General features: G+C 33.9%; 17 protein-coding genes. All 17 read right to left on the reverse strand.

All coding sequences use genetic code 11. The annotated features are described in order from the left end of the window. Nucleotides 1-5 precede the first annotated feature (5 nt). Nucleotides 6-3,197 (reverse strand): DNA-directed RNA polymerase subunit beta, encoded by a 3,192-nt coding sequence (locus tag ISS83_00815; GenBank protein ID MBL7142195.1) that lies wholly within the window; start codon nucleotides 3,195-3,197, stop codon nucleotides 6-8. Nucleotides 3,198-3,413: 216 nt separating this feature from the next. Further along, nucleotides 3,414-5,615 (reverse strand): tetratricopeptide repeat protein, encoded by a 2,202-nt coding sequence (locus ISS83_00820; protein ID MBL7142196.1) that lies wholly within the window; start codon nucleotides 5,613-5,615, stop codon nucleotides 3,414-3,416. An 84-nt stretch (nucleotides 5,616-5,699) separates the two neighbouring features. Next, nucleotides 5,700-6,059, reverse strand: a complete 360-nt coding sequence (locus ISS83_00825) for a YraN family protein (protein MBL7142197.1) — start codon at nucleotides 6,057-6,059, stop codon at nucleotides 5,700-5,702. Then, entirely contained in the window at nucleotides 6,046-7,581 is a 1,536-nt protein-coding gene (locus ISS83_00830; protein MBL7142198.1) for a YifB family Mg chelatase-like AAA ATPase, read from the reverse strand. The genes ISS83_00825 and ISS83_00830 overlap by 14 nt, the downstream gene beginning before the upstream one ends. Then, nucleotides 7,571-8,467: a DNA-protecting protein DprA gene (gene dprA / locus ISS83_00835; GenBank protein ID MBL7142199.1), complete on the reverse strand. Its 897-nt coding sequence runs from the start codon at nucleotides 8,465-8,467 to the stop codon at nucleotides 7,571-7,573. Before dprA ends, ISS83_00830 begins: the two co-directional genes overlap by 11 nt. A gap of 31 nt (nucleotides 8,468-8,498) precedes the next feature. Then, nucleotides 8,499-9,155, reverse strand: coding sequence for a ComF family protein (locus ISS83_00840; GenBank protein ID MBL7142200.1), 657 nt, complete (start codon nucleotides 9,153-9,155; stop codon nucleotides 8,499-8,501). Nucleotides 9,156-9,186: 31 nt separating this feature from the next. Then, entirely contained in the window at nucleotides 9,187-9,900 is a 714-nt protein-coding gene (locus ISS83_00845; protein ID MBL7142201.1) for a transposase, read from the reverse strand. Nucleotides 9,901-9,957: 57 nt separating this feature from the next. Beyond that, entirely contained in the window at nucleotides 9,958-10,215 is a 258-nt protein-coding gene (locus ISS83_00850; protein MBL7142202.1) for a hypothetical protein, read from the reverse strand. A gap of 29 nt (nucleotides 10,216-10,244) precedes the next feature. Beyond that, nucleotides 10,245-10,448, reverse strand: a complete 204-nt coding sequence (locus tag ISS83_00855; protein ID MBL7142203.1) for a hypothetical protein — start codon at nucleotides 10,446-10,448, stop codon at nucleotides 10,245-10,247. Nucleotides 10,449-10,722: 274 nt separating this feature from the next. After that, nucleotides 10,723-13,011, reverse strand: coding sequence for an O-antigen ligase family protein (locus ISS83_00860; GenBank protein ID MBL7142204.1), 2,289 nt, complete (start codon nucleotides 13,009-13,011; stop codon nucleotides 10,723-10,725). Between the two features lie 38 nt (nucleotides 13,012-13,049). After that, nucleotides 13,050-14,153, reverse strand: coding sequence for a glycosyltransferase (locus ISS83_00865; GenBank protein MBL7142205.1), 1,104 nt, complete (start codon nucleotides 14,151-14,153; stop codon nucleotides 13,050-13,052). A 37-nt stretch (nucleotides 14,154-14,190) separates the two neighbouring features. Continuing rightward, nucleotides 14,191-14,955, reverse strand: coding sequence for a methyltransferase domain-containing protein (locus ISS83_00870; GenBank protein ID MBL7142206.1), 765 nt, complete (start codon nucleotides 14,953-14,955; stop codon nucleotides 14,191-14,193). A gap of 47 nt (nucleotides 14,956-15,002) precedes the next feature. Further along, nucleotides 15,003-16,103 carry a glycosyltransferase family 4 protein gene (locus ISS83_00875; protein ID MBL7142207.1) on the reverse strand — a complete coding sequence of 367 codons (1,101 nt, stop codon included), beginning with the start codon at nucleotides 16,101-16,103 and terminating at the stop codon, nucleotides 15,003-15,005. Between the two features lie 74 nt (nucleotides 16,104-16,177). Then, nucleotides 16,178-17,200, reverse strand: a complete 1,023-nt coding sequence (locus tag ISS83_00880) for a glycosyltransferase family 2 protein (protein MBL7142208.1) — start codon at nucleotides 17,198-17,200, stop codon at nucleotides 16,178-16,180. A gap of 47 nt (nucleotides 17,201-17,247) precedes the next feature. Beyond that, complete coding sequence (locus ISS83_00885; protein ID MBL7142209.1) at nucleotides 17,248-17,979, reverse strand: nucleotidyltransferase family protein; 732 nt, start codon at nucleotides 17,977-17,979, stop codon at nucleotides 17,248-17,250. An 11-nt stretch (nucleotides 17,980-17,990) separates the two neighbouring features. Next, the gene (locus ISS83_00890; GenBank protein MBL7142210.1) at nucleotides 17,991-18,989 is read right to left on the reverse strand and encodes an SPASM domain-containing protein; all 999 of its coding nucleotides are present in this window, start codon (nucleotides 18,987-18,989) and stop codon (nucleotides 17,991-17,993) included. Between the two features lie 32 nt (nucleotides 18,990-19,021). Further along, nucleotides 19,022-20,251 carry a radical SAM protein gene (locus ISS83_00895; protein MBL7142211.1) on the reverse strand — a complete coding sequence of 410 codons (1,230 nt, stop codon included), beginning with the start codon at nucleotides 20,249-20,251 and terminating at the stop codon, nucleotides 19,022-19,024. Nucleotides 20,252-20,266: the final 15 nt, after the last annotated feature.

Genomic DNA, 20,266 nt, shown 5'->3' on the forward strand with positions numbered 1-20,266 from the left:
TATTTTTAGAAAATTTCTCTTGGCTTTTCTTTAACTTCAACGTTTAATCCCAATGATTTCAATTCAGCCACCAAAAGATTAAAGGAAGCTGGTATGTTTGGAGCTTTTATCTCCTCTCCTTTCAATATCGCTTCGTAAGTGGCTGCTCTGCCCGGCATATCATCTGATTTAATGGTCAGCATTTCCTGAAGCGTATTAGCTGCGCCGTATCCTTCCAATGCCCAGACTTCCATTTCTCCAAATCTCTGCCCACCAAATTGCGCCTTGCCTCCCAAGGGCTGCTGGGTAATCAAAGAATACGGACCTATTGACCTCATATGGATTTTGTCTTCAACCATATGAATCAGCTTCATCATGTATATGTAACCGACAGTAACGGGCTTTAGAAAAGAAACGCCTGTTATACCGTCGTACAACATAATCTTTCCGTCTTCTGGCAGCCCGGCTTCTTTCAATTCTTTCTTTATGTCTGCTTCTGTTGCTCCAGCTAATGCCGGAGAAACTGCCTGGTATCCCAAAACCTTGGCTGCCCATCCTAAATGGGTTTCCAAAATCTGGCCCAAGTTCATTCTGGAGGCCACGCTCATCGGATTGAGAATAATATCAACAGGAGTGCCGTCTGCCATAAAAGGCATTTCTTCAACCGGCATAATCTTCGAAACTACTCCTTTGTTTCCGTGGCGACCGGCCAATTTGTCGCCAGCCTTAATTTCTCTTAACTGGGCTACTTCCACTTCAATCCTTTTGATTACTCCAGGATCTAATTTGTGTCCCAGCTCTCTGGAAAATATTTTAACTCCGATCACTCTTCCTCTTTTACCGTGCTCCATTAAAAGAGAGCTGTCTTTTATTTCTCTTGCTTTTTCACCAAAAATAGCTCTTAACAATCTTTCTTCGGCAGTCAAATCAGCTTCGCCTTTCGGTGAAATCTTGCCTACCAAAATATCATTGGGTCCGACTTCAGCTCCGATTATAATAATTCCCTCCTCGTCCAAGTCCTTCAGTTTTTCTTCGGAAACATTGGGAATATCAGAGGTTGTCAGTTCAGGTCCAAGTTTGGTTTCCCTGACATCGCAGGAAAAGCTTTCAACGTGGATTGAAGTATAGACATCGTCTTTGACTAGTCTCTTTGAAATAATAATCGAGTCTTCAAAGTTACCTCCTCTCCAAGGCATGAAAGCGACCAAGATATTCTGGCCCAAAGCCAAAGACCCCTGGGCGATTGAACCGCCGTCAGTCAAAATATCACCCTTTCTCACTTTTTGGCCTTTTTTGACAATTGGCTTTTGGTGGAAACAGGTATATTGGTTTGTCCTGATAAAAGTTTTTAAATGGTGAGTCTTTGATTTTGATCCGCCCTTTATCCTGATAACAATATGATTGGCGTCAACTTCGGAAATAGCGCCGTCTTCTTCAGCAACTATTGCCTGGCCTGAATCCAAAGCTACCTTCTTTTCAACGCCCGTAGCAACCAAAGGAGCTGCCGGGTTGAACAAAGGAACTGACTGCCTTTGCATGTTAGAACCCATCAAAGCCCTGTTTGCGTCGTCATTCTGCAAAAATGGAATACAGGAAGTGGCAATTGAAACTGACTGCTCCGAAGAAACATCAATAAAATCAATCTTGTCCCTGTCCATAACTCCGGGTTCTCCTTTTATCCTAGCTTCCACTTTTTCCGGAATAATGTAACCTTTATTGTCAATCGGCACAGCGCCTGAAGCAATATTGTATTTTTCCTCCTGGTAAGCATTAAGATATTGTATTTCCGAAGTTACCCTTCTTTTGTCAACTTTGAAATACGGCGTTTCCAAAAAGCCGTACTGGTTGATTCTGGAAAAAGAAGCCATGTGCCCGACCAGTCCGATATTCGGACCTTCCGGGGTTTGAATAGGGCAGATTCTGCCATAGTGGGAGGGTTGGACGTCCCTGACTTCAAAACCAGCTCTTTCCCTGGTCAAACCGCCAGGTCCTGTAGAAGACAATCTTCTCTTGTGTTCTAACTCAGCTAAAGGATTTTCATTGTCCATAAACTGAGACAACTGAGACGAAGTGAAAAACTCCTTAACCACTGCCATAAAAGGCCTGGGGTTTATCAGCTGGGCCGGAGTAAGAGTGAAAACATCAAGAGTGGACATTCTGTCTTTGATGATTCTTTCCATCCTCATTAAGCCCACCCTAAGTCTGTTCTGCAATAACTCATTCAAGGTTCTAACTCTTCTATTGCCCAAGTGGTCAATCTGGTCAGGCTGGGATCCTGGCGTATTATTCAACCTGATTATTTCCTTAATCACAGTTACTACGTCTTCTAGCTTCAAAACTCGATCTTCAACCTTGATATCTCCTTCTGTTTTTTTGCCTTTTTGACTTTGAGACGGTAATCTTTGAGACATCCTCCATCTGCCCACTTTTGAGAGATCATACCTTTCAAAATTAAAAAACATATTTTCAATCAGCTCTCTGGCAGTGTCAGGGGTAGCCAAATCTCCTGGCCTCAGCCTCTGGTAAATTTCAACAAATGCTTCTGCCTGACTGTGAGTGGTGTCTCTTTTTAGGGTTTCTTCAATGTATTTTATCTCTCCTTTATCAACGTCCTGAAAAGTTTCCTTAATTGATTCGTCTTTTTCAATGCCAAAAGCCCTTAATAGGGTGGTAGCCATTATTTTCCTTCTCCTGTCAATCTTCAGTCCTATGGCTCCCGAAGACTCTGTTTCAAATTCAAGCCAGGCGCCTCTGTTTGGAATGATTTTTGCGCCAAAAGCTCCTTTGCCTGGGACTTTTTGACCGGTGAAAAAAGCGCCAGGAGAACGAATCAATTGGGAAATAGTCACTCTTTCCACTCCATTAACAATAAAAGTTCCCCTTTCTGTCATTAAGGGGAAATCAGTTAGAAAAACTTCCTGTTCTTTGATCTCTTTTGTTTTTAAATTGACCAGTTTTGTTTTTGCTCTCAGGGAAGCTTCGAAAGAATCGTTGTTTTGTTTGGCTTCCAAGTCAGTCTTGTATTTTGGTTCGTCTAATTTAAAATCTGAAAACCAAAGCTCAAGTTCTTTGCCTGTGTAGTCTCTGATCGGAGAAATTTCCTGAAAAAGCTCCTTCAAATCCCTGTCCCGAAACAACTGCCAGTTGTCTTTCTGTATTGAAATCAAATAAGGCAGGGAAAGAGAAACCTTTGCTTTTGTGAAGTTTTTAGTTTCCATAGGAAATAAAACACTAAAAATACCCCAAACAAAAAAAATTCTGGGGCAAAAAATTATTTTGATTTTTTACAATAAGAAGGGAACCAAGATAATATTGAAAAACTTTAATTTATTCGTATTTTACCTAGAAATAAAATCGCAGTTTCTATAGTAAACAGTAAATTTAATATTACTCTTATCACAAGGGGCTGTCAAGGGCTTTTTGGTTTTAGCCCATTATTCTGTAGGTACGGTCAAACTGCTTATTTTTGATATAACATCGGCATCACCCGGGTTCAATTCAAGCACCCTGTTGTAGTAGGTTAAAGCTTTGCTTATCTGTCCCTTTTCCTGATAGGCTAAACCCAAAAAATAAAGAGAATTGGAATGTTCCGGGAAAATCTGAATAGCTATTTCGAGCTGAACAATCGCTTTGTCTATTTGGTTATCATCAAGATAAAGGCGACCCATCTCGAAGAAAGCTTCAAAATAATCAGGTTTTACCTCTATTGCCTTACTAAAACTTTCTTCTGCCTTTTCAATATCGCCAGAAAGAAAATAAAGTTTTCCTAGTTCTGTTCTTAAGATTGGGTTTATCGGCTCCAAGTTTACTGCTTTTTCAAAGTGCTGTATGCCCAATTTTAAAGCTTCCTGTTCATTCGCTTTCACCCTGAAATCGCGATAAATCATTCCCAGAGTTTCCTGGACAAAGACTTTGTTCGGACTTATTTTTTCAGCTCCCTTTATTGTAATCAAATTGTTAGGATCAGCATTCGGATTCAAACATATCTCAGATGTCTCTCCTCCTTTTACATAAGCCAATGCCAAGGAAGCGTTGCAAATCAGCTGGTTTCCGTCAAACGCCCCTTCTTCAATAATCATATTGGTTTCTTGCAGATAATACCTTGCCGCAACAATCCCGTATTGCGATTGATAGGGATTGAGCCTTGTCGCCTTTTCCACTAATTCAATGCTGGCTTTTTCTATCCCTTTTTTATAATTGACATCAGCTAAATAGAATTGCACGGCAAAGAAATATGCTCCCAGAAATAGTAAAACAATAACTATAAGCAAAATAGAGAAAACTAAAGACATTTCCGGAAAATCCTTAAAAGAAATTGTTTTTTCTTTTGTTGATTCGCTATGCCAATTTGCTGCTGACAATCCCAAAACCAGCCAAAAAGTAAAAGCCAATACTGCATTCTGATAATAAAAGAATTGGCCTACTAATATGGCCAAAAAGAGCATTAATAAAAGCACACTGCTTTTGTTCTTGCCAAAAAAGATAAAGCTGATTAGTAAAGCTAGTCCGATTAATAAAATATAAGAGATGATGCCTAAAAATCCTGTTGTTCCTAAGATTCCGGCAAAATAATTGCCCGGTCTATCAATCCTTATCTGCCAAAAAATGTTTTGGTTAAAACTCAATGGTTTGAATTTCGCAAATTCATAATGAAAAGTGCCGACCCCAGACCCAAAGAATCCAGATTTAATATTTTCAGCCGCTGCTTTAAATCCGATAATCCAGGAATCCCCCTGGTTCAAGAATTGCTCTTGGGGTAGATTGTCTTTTAACAACAAGCCTTGCAGGCCCGAAGTATTAATAAGCATGAATGCTATAGCCAGAATGACAAGAGTTATGGGCAGTAAAAGCTTGTTAACGTTTTCTTTAAACGTCCTTTTCCAGAAAGCGAAGATCAAAAATATGATTAAGCTTAAAAATACTATCAGCCAGGCTGTATTGCAATCAATAATCAATAGTAAAAATACAATAGCAACCAGCAACAAATAATTAAAAATTTGGATTATTTTTTCTTTTTTGTCAAAAATCAGAATTTTCCCGATCAAAAACAGCAAAATTATACTTAAAAATATAGCCAGACCTTCCATGCTAGCTGTGATAGGATTAAAACCGGATTGCAACATCATTGTTGGCAGAACAGAATTATCGCCAAACAGACCGTTTATTCTTTCGAAAATGCCAAAGATTGAAAAATAACTGATTAAAACAACAAAGAAGATAGACCAAAGAAATATTTTCAGCAATGACTGAACCCTTATTGCGCTTTCTTTTTTATTCCCAACATTGTTGGTTATTAAGAAATAAAGCAAACAAAAACTGAACAAGCCCATTAAGCTGTTTGGGAATCTTCCATAGAATCCGAACAAGCTTGAGAATTTATCAACTGAAAATACTGTACTCAATAAAGAAACAAAGAAAAATGCAAGGATGAAAATATCTAAAGGAGATTTCTTAAACTTGACCTGCTTATCAAAGATAATCATTTTCGCCAACCAAGCCAAAAACGCCAGAGAAACCAAAAAGAATAAAAGATAAAGTTTGTTTAGTTCAAACTTTTCAAAGGAAAAAGGCAGAAAAAACAAAGGCACCAGAAAAACCAATAAATAAAGGCTCCACTTTATAATCCTGTTATACATAGCATAATCTTATTAAGCATACATTTATTATACAACCTTTTGAATTATTGTTGAAGTTATTGTTGAGGTTTAACCTCAACAATCCTAAACGATGTTTTCGTAGTAATTTAAACGCTCAATAGTATAGTTTTTTCTTAAAACAATGCATATGGCGTCTATTCTATAAGAATTTTTCCACTTGGCTCTGGCTACATAGGCCGCGGCGTTACCCCGAAGCTTTTTCAATTTCTTTTTGTTGATGGTTTCTTCCGGAGCCCCAAAATCTTCCCCCACTTTCGTTCTCACTTCCACAAATATCATTTCATTTTTATGCCTGACAACTAAATCAATCTCAGCATATTTTGTTTTGTAATTTTGTTCAATTATTTTATATCCTTTTTTCTCTAAATACTCCTTTGCGATCTTCTCACCCACCTTCCCCGTCGCCAAATTAGACTGTTTCATATATTTTTGGCCGGTACTGCAGGGCCTCGGCCATATGAGAAACAGTTATTTCCGACGCACCCTCCAAATCAGCAATGGTTCTGGTAACTTTTATCAATTTCATATAAGACCTTGCGGATAATTGAAATTTCATACTCGCTTGCTTTAAAAGTTGTTCCACTTCTTTTGTCAGTTTGCAATATTTTTTAATGTGACTGTTTTTCATTTGGGCGTTGGATTGAATAGATTCTCCCTTCAAACGCTTCTCCTGCCTTTCCCTTGCCAGAATTACTCTTTTTCTGATTGTCTTCGACGATTCCAAAAATTCAGAGGCTTTTTGATTTTCTGAAAATTCTTCTACATTGACCGGCTGAACGGTAATGTGCAAGTCAATTCTATCCAAGATGGGCCCTGAAATTCGCTTTTGATATTTTCTTATCTGACGGGGAGTGCAAACGCAATTTTTCTTCGGATGATTCAAATAACCGCAAGGACAGGGATTGGCAGAAGCCACAAGCATAAAATCCGCAGGGTATCTTACTATTTCTTTACTTCTTGAAATAGTAAGATAGCCTTCCTCCAAGGGCTGACGCATTGCCTCCATGACTTGTCTCGGGAACTCATTAAATTCATCGAGAAAGAGAACCCCCCGGTGAGCCAAACTTATTTCGCCGGGGTGCGGTCTTGTGCCACCGCCGATTAGTCCTACTGGAGAAGCTGTGTGGTGCGGCACTCTGAATTGTCGATAAGTTATTACAGAGCCTCCTGGAGGAATATTGCCTGCTACAGAATATATTTTAGTTACTTCTAACGATTCTTCTTCGGTTAAAGGAGACATAATCCCAGGCAAAGCTCTGGCCAACATTGTTTTTCCGGAACCCGGACTTCCCACCATAATAATATTATGGCCGCCAGCTGCCGCTATCTCTGCTGCTCTCTTTGCTTGTTCTTGCCCTAAAATTTCTTTCATATCAAACTCTGCCGGAATAGGCAATCTGTCTTCGGGTTCTTTATAAACAGCAGGTTCAATTAATTTTCTTCCTAAAAAGTGCGAAATAAGTTGAAAAAGATTTTCTACTGGATATACTTTTATTCCCTTGATCACCGCTGCTTCGTTTGCTGAATCTTTGGGAACAAATAAATTTTTAAACCCTTTTTCTTTGGCAAAAAGCGCCAGCAGAAATGCTCCTTTTGTGTGCCTTAAAGAACCATCAAGCGATAATTCCCCGAAAAACAGAGATTCTTCAGGTATGTCAAATTGCAAAATACTTCTCAAAATCCCCAAAGCAATCGGCAAATCGTAAAACGAACCTTCTTTGGGGATATCAGCCGGCGCCAAATTGACGGTAATTTTCTTTGCCGGAAACTCAATGCCCGAACTTGAGATTGCAGCCCTAACTCTTTCTTTGCTTTCATCCACCGCTTTGTCTGGAAGACCGACAATTTCAAATCCAGGCAAGCCCCTGTTTGCCAAATTCACTTCAACATCCACTTTAATTGTTTCCAGCCCTGAATTAGCGGCTGATGGAACTTTAACTAACATAATATTTATTGCCCTCTTGTTGGATGAAGCCTTTCAATTGCATTAAAGATAAAGTTGTGCCAATCTTCGCGGCCGGCAATCCGAAAATCCTGGCTAAAGCATCTGTTTCCATCGGTTCTCTTTGCAGCTGTTCTAAAATTTTCCCCTCAATACTCCCATTAAGAAACTTAGTTCCTTTTTTGGAAACTAAGTTTCCAAGTTTTTGGGAAACACCGTAAAATTTCAATATCTCTCCTGCGTCCGTCGCTACCTCAGCTCCTTCTTTTAAGAGCTGCGAAGTTCCTTTTGACACTTCGCTTGTGATGGGACCCGGCACGGCGAATATTTTCCTTCCGAATTTTTTGGCAAATTCTGCCGTAATCAATGTTCCGCTGTTTAATCCAGCTTCTACAATCAAAACCGCTTTTGAAAGACCAGCCACTATCCTGTTTCTTTTGGAATAAGTCCAATTGGCTGGCGGAAATTTTCCCTCAAACTCGGAAATAATCAATCCTTTATTTTCCAGAATTTTATTATAAAGTTCTTCTTGATATTCAGGATGTATCATATTTATTCCGCAAGGCATTACAGCTATTGTTCTGCCCCCCACTTCTACCGTGGCCTTATGAGCGGCCTCATCCCCACCATACATAAATCCGGAAACTATAGTTACGCCAGCTGCCGCAATTTCTGTTACTAATTGCTCTGTTATTTTCCTTCCGTAACTGGTCAAACGCCTTGAACCGACTACCGCCAAACAATTATCAAAAATATCGTCTTTACCCTGAGCCGTACCAAAGGGCCAATCGCCCTTATAATAAAGTTTTTCCGGTGCCTCTTTGCCAATTTTCTTTAACAACTCCGGATATCTTTTATCTTGTATATTTATTGTATTTCCCTCCTCCATAGATTTGTTGAGGACTCTCCTCAACAGTCAATTAAACGGTGCGGGCGAGAGTAAAACCCCAAACTTTTTTCACTCCCGACCTTTTTAATACCCTGCAACATTCTTGCATCGTCGCTCCGCTTGTCCAAACATCGTCTACTAAAAGGACATCTTTTGTTAAGGATTTGTTTAGGCCTGGCCTAAACAAAGCAAAGCTATCCTTGACGTTTATTATTCTCTCTTTTTTGCTCAATTTAGTTTGAGATGGCGTATCTTTTATTTTTTCAACCAAGGATAATACTTCTCTGCCGGTTATTTCACCCACCTTTTTAGCAATCAACTCCGCCTGATTAAATCCTCTTCGTTTTTCTTTTTTCTTGAACATCGGCACAAAAGTTATTGTCGTGTCTTCCGGAATATACGGTTCTCTTATCTCAAAAGCCTTTGCAACAAGTTCATTTATCGCATCAAACATACTTTCGTATTTAATTTTAAAAATAATATTTTTAATTAATCCTTCGTACTCCCACGCACTAACAACTTCTTCTAACCCGCCTGCCATAAAAACATTTGGGGCTTCGGAAAGAAATAAACCGCATTTTTCACAGATATATTTTCCCTCTTTTCCGCACGCCACACACGTTCTGGGCAATAAAATATCTATTATATTTTCTTTTATATTTTCTAATATTCTAGAAATTTCCCGCATGTGTTTTGTTGAGGATTCGCCTAAACAGATTTCAATCTTCTAGTGTTAATTTTCCTAATTTATTGCTTAGTTCTATTCTGGTAAGGCATTGTTCGGAAAATTCTTTATACTCCTCTGGTCCTGAGAATAATTCCCCTAAAATATCTTTATCAATTATCGGTGAATTTCTTTCTCCCGCATAATCCCCTAAGCTACTATAAGGATATTTAATGGCCCACTCATACGCCTTATCAAAGTTTCTAATCGCTTCGTTCAAACCACCGGGATAAAGTTCAAATACATTTTTTACTTGAATATAAACACTTAAATATTTAAAATATATTTCTTCGTTAATTAATTTTGATTTATATGGTCCTTGAAATAATCTTCCCGTTTCCTGATATTTTTCATTAAAATAAGTTGCCATTCCCGTACCTAATCTCCTCATAAATTTTGTAATGCCACCTTCCCGTATTTCTTTTAAGAATAAATGAAAATGATTTTCCAAAAGAGAGAATGCCATAATTTTTACAAGCGGTTTTCGTTCTGGCCAAGTTAATGGCCTAATAAATGGTTTGTTTGGGCCAGTCTTAAACAATTTCTGGACGTCACGGAATGGATTCATTAAAGTAAATTCATCGTTAAAATAATACAGCATTTCAAGAAAATGCCATTTATCCTTAGAATCACAAACTATCGGCTGCTTTCTATTACCCCTGTTGTAAATGTGCGCGAATGAATCTATTGTAATTTTCTCTTTTCTCATTTTTTTGGTTTGTTTAGGCGAATCCTAAGCAGACACCTATTTCGCTATTTCGACCACCTACGACACGCCTTCGTCGTCTAACAATTTTTTCGCTTTGTCCGCAATCACTTCTTTGATTTTACCCCATTCAATATCCTGTATCATCATTGGCGCTGGATCGCTTTCGGCATCGTCAAAATAGCTAAAACTTTTTAAAATATGAAGTTTATTGTATTCAGCGGTGCCGCCAGCCAAATAGAAATCTTTGGCAAAAGAACTGTCCCCTATTTTTTCCAAAATATATCTTGTTTTTTTATCAATTGATTCTGAATGCATTTTAATCACTTAAGATTAAAATATTGACGCTAAAAAGACGTTGATTTTTTACCAAGCACTTTGCTTTTAAGAAAATACTCTTTTATTTTTTCTTTGCCATAAAAATCAACCGCCCAATTAAAATCATCTTCTTCGCCAAAGGCCAAAATTCTTTCAATAAAAAATCGAACGTGTTTCCGCGGGTCGAGATCTTTAACATCCCAAAAAAGAGAAGTTTTTTGAAGTGTTTCCATAAATTTATTTTACCATAAAATTACAGTATTTTCCACTAACTAAGATGGAGAGGTAAATCCTCTCCATCTGCGCCTCCTGTGTAGGCGAATCCTCAACAAAGCATTGTTATGGATAAAAAATTAAAATGCTTATAATGGTCTATTTTTATAAAAAAATTCTCGCTTTTATTTACAAATATCTTTTTGGTGGCTAATACTAAAGAAAACAACTGTATCGTCTCGAAAATAAAATATTATGGAATTCAATTCGCAAATTAGCACTATTCAAAAAGATTTATTCTGGAGGTTTTGTATAATTTTTTTCTATATCTTTTAAGATTGTATCAATATAAGTTTTTTCTAGTTCTGAATAATCTAAAATATTTTCTCTTTGTTCTTTGGCTTTATCCATCTCCCCCAATTGAAGATAAATACCTAATAACATACGATTAGCATTCAAATCCTGCGGGTTATCTTTTAAAACTTCTTGAATATCAAACAAAACTTTTGTCAGATTATTTTTTATCAGCTCTTGAAGAGCATAAGCTACAGCATAATAATCTTCCTTATTCTGATAAAAATTCAGCGCTCCCATAAGGACTGTTTGTCCTCCAACCAATTCAGATTCTCTTCTTTTTATATCGTCTATCTTTTCTCGAGACAATTCTTCTTCTCCCGCCATTTTGTAAGCCATTGCCAAATACCAATGAAACTCCCTCAAACGTGGGTCTAAATCTATGACTTTTTGCAGTAATTCAAATTGTTCTTTGTATTTCCCTTGTGAAAACATGATATCTGATAGTCTCCAGTGCCCTCTTTGGTTTCTGGGCGACAATGCGATGGCTTTTCTTAAAGTAGACTCAGCTAAAACAAGTTTTTCTTTATCCCCAGTGAGTTGAAAAGAATTATTATAAATACTCGCCAATTGAAGATGAAGATAAAAATCTAAAGGATTTTCTTTGATATTTTTTTCAAATTCTTCCTCCGCAATATTAAGCTCATTTTTTATAGCTTCTCTATCCATAGAACAAGAATCAAAAAGGGATTGAGTAATTTTATTATAGAAATACTTGTTTCCATCTAATCGGCTCATTGGATGAATTTTAAAAGATTTCTGGAAAAGAGGAATTGATTCTCCTAAGGATTCGTTCATCGCTCGGGTAATGTAAAAAGAAGCCCTAGCTGGTTGGATATTGCCAAAATAAATTATTAAAATGACAAACATTATTAATGTAACGCCAAGCCAGGGAGAAATAGATTTTTTTGTCGTTTCTTTTCTATCGAACTCTTCTGATTTTTTCTGCTCTAAAATATAACCAACGAATGCCAATATTAAGAAAAACATCATATAGCTATTAATCGTATCCAGTAGCAATAAATTCTGTATAAAATAAACCACCAAAAGAACGGTTACGCCCATAAGAAACACGGCTTCTTTTTTATCTAAAGCTTCTCTACAGGTTTTTAAAAGAATAAAAATACTTGCAACAAAAATTGCCAAATAACTCAAAACTCCGAATAAGCCAGAGGCAATTCCGATATCAAAAATAATGTTATGAGCCCTGTCAAAAATAAGCTCTCCCCCTTGTTGAACTATAACCAATTTAGGATTAAAGTATTTAAAGAAAACTACATCGAAATTTTCAAGTCCCCAGCCGAATAGAAATTTCTCTTTCCAGCCGTCCCAGCTTGTTTGCCAAACAATAAACCTCGCCTGGAGTGTAGGACTTTCCCAAGTTGTTTTGAATTCGTTTTTAATGAAATCTGATTCAATAATAAGGATACAACCGATAGAAATTATCGAAATAAGGAAAATGCCCAAAATAAACCATTTTAACAACCTTCTTTTGAAGAATATTAGATATCCTAAAATTAATAGAAACAAACCGATAAAAAACGAAAGTATTGCCCCGCGACAACCAGAAAGAAATAAAGTTGGGAGTAAAACTGCTAAACTCGCCCCATAAAAAATGCGCCAGCCCCCTCCTTTTATTAAAAATAAAGTTAAGGCAAGATATATATTAAAAAGGAGATAAGAAGCGAGTAAAGAAGAATTCCACAATGTTCCTCCGTTTTTGATAGAAAATTGATCACTGAATAAAATCAAAGAAACAACTAAAACTCCTACTAAAATCGAAAAGGAAAAAATTCTTTCCCAATCTTTTCTGTTTTTAAATACATTGCTTAAAACAATAAAAAAGCCAAAAAGATGAAAGAAAGTTAATAGTCCACCCATTCTGTCAAAATTACCCCAAAGAGATTTTTCGAAATTAACTCCGGTAAAAGAGGTTAAAATAAGAATCCCTAAAAATAAAGAAATAACGATGGTCAAAATGTTAAATTTTGGCCGATAATTGGGATTGCAAACGAACAAAATAATATAGGCGATCAAAATAATGTCTACTATTATCCTAAAGAAAATTGTCGGAGGAAACGGAGGAGGGAAGAAAGACTTAGAGAAAACGACAGGAGTTAATAAGGTTAAATATGTACCATATTTAATTATATTCAAAAGCAACCTCTCTCTTGACAGATTGACAATTTTTCCAAATTTCAATATTTTTTCCAATGCCCTCTTCTCCATTGGATTTATTATATTCTCTTAAAAAAATCTAATCAAGTTTAAATATTTTGATAAACTAAAACAGTTCTTTTAAGCATTTTTTCTAGAGAGAATTCTTTTTTTGCTCTATTAAGAGCATTCTTCCCAAATTCTTTAACTATTTCATCATTAGCAACGATCTTTTTGATAACTTTCGTTAAAAACTCACTGTTTTTTGGGGGGACAACAAATCCAGTAATTCCATTTTGGTTAACGAAGGATGTTCCAGTACCCAATTCTGTAGAAATTACTGGTTTTCCACAAGCCATAGCTTCTATTAAAACTAAACCAAAGGCTTCTGATTCAAAAATTGAGGGTAAAACAAAAGCTCGGCAAGCTTGATAATAATTTACTAAATTTTTTTCTTTCATTGCTGGCAAAAAAAATACTTTACCTATCATATCTAACTTTTGAACCTTGTTTTTCAACTTCTCTTTTAGAGGCCCATCTCCTATAATCACTAAATTTATCTTAATATCTTTTACTGCCTCAACTAAATACTCCAATCCTTTATAGTAATTAATTCTTCCTAAAAACAAAATAAAATTTCCATATTTGTTTTTTAAACTTTCAACCTCTTTTTTGTTGTAATTTTCAAATAATTTAAGATTTACGCCAAAAGGAATTATTTCGCATTTTTCTTTAAACTTTTTTAAATAAGGAGAGCTTTTCAGAAGATTCGGATTAGAAATAATTATTTTTAAGGCTCTTTTTAAAGTATATAGGGTTAATGGTTTTAATAAAAAATTAATAATTTTTTGCCTGAAAATATCTGAGTGGTAATGAACTATTATTTTTTTATTTGGGTTAAATAAAAAAATGGCTAAATCCCCCAAAGGAAAAGGATAATGAAAATCAATAATATCTGCTTTTTGAGAAATTTTTTTAAATAATCTGAAAAAGTCAAAAGAAACGGGCATCCCCCAAAATAACCCAAAACTTGAGGCTCGATAAACTTTTACTCCGTTAATTTCTTCAACATTTCTTTTTCCGTTTGGTTGACAACACAAGACCTCAATTTCGAACTTATCTTTTTCGGTTAGTCCCTCGGCGATTTGTTGAACCACCTTTTCCACTCCCCCAATCCACGGATGATATAGTTTAGTTATTTGAAGAATTTTCATAATAATTTTATTTTAAAGCTTATCTGATTGCTAGCATTCAAGCTTTTTGAAAACATATTGTGATACCATCTCGAAATTGTTTAGGTAAAATTCGCCCCAGAATATTATAAATAAATCTTTTTATACCACTCGGACCGGAAAAATAATTACATAAATCACAACTAACGAGAATAAAACCCAGTTTTTCTCCAATTACAAGAAGTTCTTTAATGGTGTATTCTCGAAAATGCCCTGGGTTAATTCTACTTTCGCGAATCATTTCATAAGGATGTTGTCCTATCAGCATTTTTATTCTTTTACCCAACGAAATAGCATTAGGCGTTTGTATAACTAAATACCCATCCTTTTTCAGCCATGTCTTTATGCATACCAACACCAAATTTGGGGAAGTATATAGGTGTTCAATTAATTCAGCCATAATAATTAAATTATATTTTCCTATTTTTGGCCATTTTTTTTGATATTGACAGTCGTTAAGATCAAAACAAAAATGTTTATACTGAAAATGAGATTTAGATCTCTCCTCTTCTATTCCTAATGTATCTATGATTACTTTTGATAAAGTCTGACGCAAAATTTCTGTTTGGAACGATGGTCCTATATCAAGAATTTTTAACAACTCATTGTCTGATGTCCTCCTTATTTTAGAAATAATTCCATCTACCTTTTTTAAAAGAAATTCATAGCGCCTATAATGAAATTTAAGGTATACTTTTAGCTCTTCGTTGATATCCCATTTTTCAAAATAAGTGAGAATTTCTTTGGCCTTTCGTATTTCTTTTGTTTTTATTCTTTTGTCCATAAATTAAACGTGTAATCGAATATATTATAGAAAAATCATTATTATTTTCAAAAATTATGAAATAAATCTATTAATTTTTGAGCTGATTTTTCCCAAGAAAATCTTTTTATATTTTCAAATCCTTTTTTAACCAACGCTTGTCTTAATTTTTCATCAAAAGTAATTTTTTCCATCCCCTGGGCAATTTCTTCTACGTTGTAAGGATTAACATATAAAACCGAATTTCCGCCAACTTCTGGCAAGGAAGAGATATTTGAGGTTAAAACTGGTATTCCCAAGCTTTGAGCTTCCAAAATGGGCAACCCAAACCCTTCATAAAAAGAAGGAAAGGTTAGCATCTTTGCTTTTTTATATAAAGCGGCGACCTCTTCTCGAGTTAAAATGTCTGTTAAAATCACCCTTCTTTCTAATTGATTCTTTTTAATTTCTCCTTCCAGATCTAAAAATCTTTTGTCCCTTTTTCCGCCAATAACTAATAAGAAGTCTAAATTATTTTTTTCTCTGAAAATTTTAAATGCTTTGATTAAACCGATTAGGTTTTTTCTTGGCCGCCAATTTCCAATATACAAGAAATATGGCCTGTCAATTTTAAATTTATTTAAGGTTTTTTGGATAAAATCTTCACTAACTCCAGGAAGTTCCGGTACTCCCTCACAAATAACCTCAATTTTGTTTGGATTAATCTTATAAAGTTTGATTAATTCATTTTTAGAAAAATTAGAAATAGTAATAATTTTTTTACTAAAATATTTCGCGCTATAGTATATTATTTTAAAATAAGTTTTAGAAAATAAATTTTCAAATTCAAAAAATCTATCGTAAGCACAATCGTGAATTACCACTATTTTATTTTTATAAAAAATTGGGGCGATTGGTGAAGGAGAAAACAAAAAATCAATTTGATATTTTTTTAATAGAAAATAGAATCCTATTTGTTGGTAAAGAGCTTTACCATATTTAAATTTCAATCCTTTTATTTTTATCGTTTCTAATTGAGGGAAATTAAGTAATGGAGGTAAGTCTTCAGTGCAGAAAATAAAGAATTTTTCGTTTTTTTTAAATTTTAAAATATTTGAAATAATATTTTTTAAAAAAATTTCAGTCCCCTGAATACTTGAAAAAGGAATTAAATTAATAGCAATTCTCATGTTTTAAAAAAATAATTCTCGTTAAAAAATAATAACTAGTCTATAAAAATTATTAAAAAATTTTAGCATTCTTCTCAATGTTTATAAGTCTCTGGATCATCCTCTGGTTCAAAAATCATCCTAAAAAGATTATCAGAAAACTCATTTAAATTTCCTTTTTTTGCTTGTATTCTAAAAATCTGCCTTTTTATTCTAATGCAAAAATTATAAAATTTACTTCCGAAAAAAGATAACAAAAAATAGAAATAACTTTTGTAATCTAGCCAATTTGTTTTTATCGTTTTAATAAAATATTTTCTTCCCAACTTTACATCGCCTAACTTGCAATATGAATTAGCAAGATGTCTTAAATTGTTCACGTAATCTGCCTTTAAATATTTAAGGTAATCTTCTTTATGTTTTTCAAGTAGACCGCTAAAATCTTTTACTGTTTCTTTCTGACTGATAGTTTTCGTTATATTGGCCCTATGAACATAATACTTGAATAATGGTTTATTAATAAAATCGAAATTATAATTTTTTGAAATTCTTATCCATAAATCCCAATCTGTTATCATTTTAAAATTTTCATCAAAATTGCCAATTGTCTTCAATATTTCTTTTTTAAGAATAATACCGCTGGGAGTTAAGATGAAATTCTTTTTTAATATTTTATTAAAAATATTCCCGCGATAAGATAGAGGTAATTCATATTTTGCGATAATTTCTTCATTCTCTTTTTTTATTGCTAACGCTCCACAGCCAATAAATCCTAATTTTTCATCTTTTGATTTTTTCAAAAAAGATACTTGTTCTTCCAGTTTTTCTGGCAGCCATTGATCGTCACTGTCTAAAAAAGCCAAATAATTACCTGCTGAATATTTTATTCCGGTGTTCCGGGGGCCTGCCGTTCCACCGCTGTTTTCCTGATAAATATATTTTATTCTTTTATCTTTTTTGACAAATTTCCACACTATTTTTTTGGTATCATCTATCGAACCATCATCCACAACAATTAATTCAAAATCTGTAAATGTCTGGTTCAAAACACTTTGAATGGATTGAATCAAAAAATTAGCTCGATTATAAGTAGGTATAATTATTGAAACTTCTGGCATAATAATATTTAGAAACCCCTTTAGTATAATTTCTAAAAATTAAACACTTAAGGATGTGAAAAATAAGAGTTAGCTTCCTCTATTTCTATTGGCGAATTTATGTTGAAATACCTGTCACAGATAGGAAATGATTTAATTCTATGTCCGTCATCTATCGCGCACTGTATCATATCGACCAGTTCTTTTTCGCCTCTTTTTGGATTAACAGGGGTTTTATTAATATAACCTAATATCTCATTTTTAAATATACAATTTCCGGTTCCCATAATATTATTAAGCGGTTTAATAGGTTTTTCTATTAAACGATAAATAATATTATTTTCTTCTTCTAATACCGCATAAGTTCCTTTAATCAAACTTTCATCTTCTACGTGGATTATTCCGCAAAGGGAAAAAAGATTTTCATCATAATACTTATTTATCATTTCTAGATGTCTTGGATTAATCATCAATTCATCTCCAAGCATTAACATAAAACCTTCATCTTTCAACGCCTCTTTTGCACATTCAATTGCGTGGACAAGCCCTTTTTGTTCTGCTTGGAATATATATTTAATAGGTACCCCCTTGTAACTATTACCGCACCTCTGTATTATTTTTTCGGCCTGATAGCCAACCACGATTAATATTTCAGGAGAGCAAATCTTTACAGAACACTCCAAGCTGTATTCTATAACCGGTCTTCCCTCTAATTCAAAAAGGCACTTATTATTTTCATCACAAAACTCCCCCATTCTTTTTCCTCTCCCTGCGGCTAATATTAATGATTTTAAAGCCATTTTATCTTGAATTATTTTTTAGCATGAAAATTTGGGCAAAATTGACAGAAAGAAGGAACTTCTCCCTTTTTTATAACCTTCCTAAGATCTTTATATGGTTGACTATTCCATATTTCTTTGAAATTTTTTTCAAAAATATTTCCTAAAGAAGCTTTAAACATCATAAAACAACAAGGAAAAACTTCTCCCTGGATATTAATATATGGTCTTAACCAATAAGAGCATAGGTTTATTGTTTTTTTCTCAATATTCTCCCATTGCAACAAGATGTTTAAATTTTTAGCTTTTTCATTCGCTTTGTCGATTATTTTTGGAGGTATTTCTGTCGATAAGTCTTCGCGCCCCAGTATTTTTGAAAATATAATAGTCGTTCTTTCTGGTTTAGAAATAGAATTTATCAATTCAATAAAATTATTTATTTCATTAAGATTATATTTATTTACTACGTACTTGAAGCCAATTTCAGGAAAATTAGATTTTTTTGATTTTTTTATTTGAAAAAGATTTTTTAAGTTACTAATAATATCTCCAAAATTAGCCCCAATTCTTATTTTTTCATAAGTTTCTTTTGTCGCCCCATCTAATGAACAAAAGGTTCTGTCTATTTTTAAATCAATTAATTCACTGGCAGCTTTTTTATCGATAAAAAAGAAATTGTCAATAAATATTACCATAATATTTATTGATTTAGCATATTTTATCATTCTTAAAAAATCTTTATTAAGATAGTTTTCTCCTATCCCGGCAATAGTAATACTGTTTAGATTAGAAAATTGATCAACGATTTTTTTAAAACTATCAAAAGACATATCATCGTATCCCCTTTCTAGAACACGATCTCTAGGGCATATTATGCAATTTAAATTACATTTATTAGTAATTTCAATTTGAATATCAAAAGGGGGATTTTTGAATAAATAAGGAAAAAAGTTTTTAGAAAACAAAAAGAGTCTCTGAAATGATTTAGTAAAATATTCTTTAATATATAAATATTTATTGATCAATACCATAAGGAAAAATTATTAAGAATGCTGATAATAATTTATGCAGTATTTATTTTTAATATTTTCTGTTTTATATATTTTTTTATTTTAAACCACTCTTTATTTTTAATCGCTCGCCAAACCAACGAAACAAAATTAATCAGCGGTACGACAATTCCTCGCCTACTGACAATACCGTGAATATAAATTTTTTCCCTGAAGTCAATTTCAATCCAAATTTTTATAAAGATATATAGAAAAAAATATAATGGCCAATTTAATTTATATTCTATAAAATGTTTGTTTATCAATAAAGAAAAAATTCTGGGCGGAATTTTTCTGCCATTTTGACTAAATAAATCTATTAAAAAAAATAATCTATTAAAATAAGTATTTCTGGGAAGGAAATAATTCTTTTGGTAAATTTCTTTAAATTCATCCTTGATTATTCCTTCTTTTTTTGCCATATCGTATAGCTCCGTCCCAGGATAAAAAGTTAAAGAAAAAAAATCAAAATGACAAAGAATAGGAAAATTATTTAAAAATTTCAAATTTTCTATAATATCATTTTCATTTTCCCAATAATTATCAATAATAAATTCATAAGTGACTAAGGGGATTTTATTTTTGAATTCAGCTATGATTTTAGCCGTTTTTTCAATTTGAGAATTTGAATAATGTCTTTGAAAAAATCTTTTTGTTTTTTCATTCCCGGTTTGCACGCCCATTTTCAAAAAAAATAAACCCGCGTCAGCCATAGAAGCCATTTTTTCTCTGGTCACCGCTAAAGGATGTATTCCAACAACAACAAAAGGTAGGTTTATTTCTTTTTTATATTTTTCTGAAAAATCCTTAATTTCTTTTTCCGATAAACCAAAAAAATTATCATCATAAAAAAATATAATTTTAATAAAAGGTGCTTTCCCTTTCATATCTTTTAATTCTTCAATAACCATATCAACGCTTCTTTTCCTAAAAGGAATTTGTCCGGAATATAATTTATTGAAATAATTATTGCAACAGTATGTGCAGGAAAAAGGACAGCCACGGGTGAAAAAAATAGGATAACCGTGACGATTTAAATCATCGAAGAATCGTTCAGACACCGCTTCGTCCATCCTATAGTTTTTTCCTTCAAAAATTATGTATTGGTTCCTGAGGTCAAAATCCTGAAAAGGAAGAGAATCCAAGTCTTGGATGAGAGGCCTTAACGGATTTAAGGTAATGTTCCCTTTTTTGTCTTTTAGGCCGATGTTTCTAACTTTGGAATAATCTTCTCCCTTTTCCATCTTTTCTGCCAACTC

Source organism: Candidatus Paceibacterota bacterium, from assembly GCA_016782605.1.
Classification (GTDB): domain Bacteria; phylum Patescibacteriota; class Minisyncoccia; order Minisyncoccales; family RBG-13-42-11; genus BS750m-G71.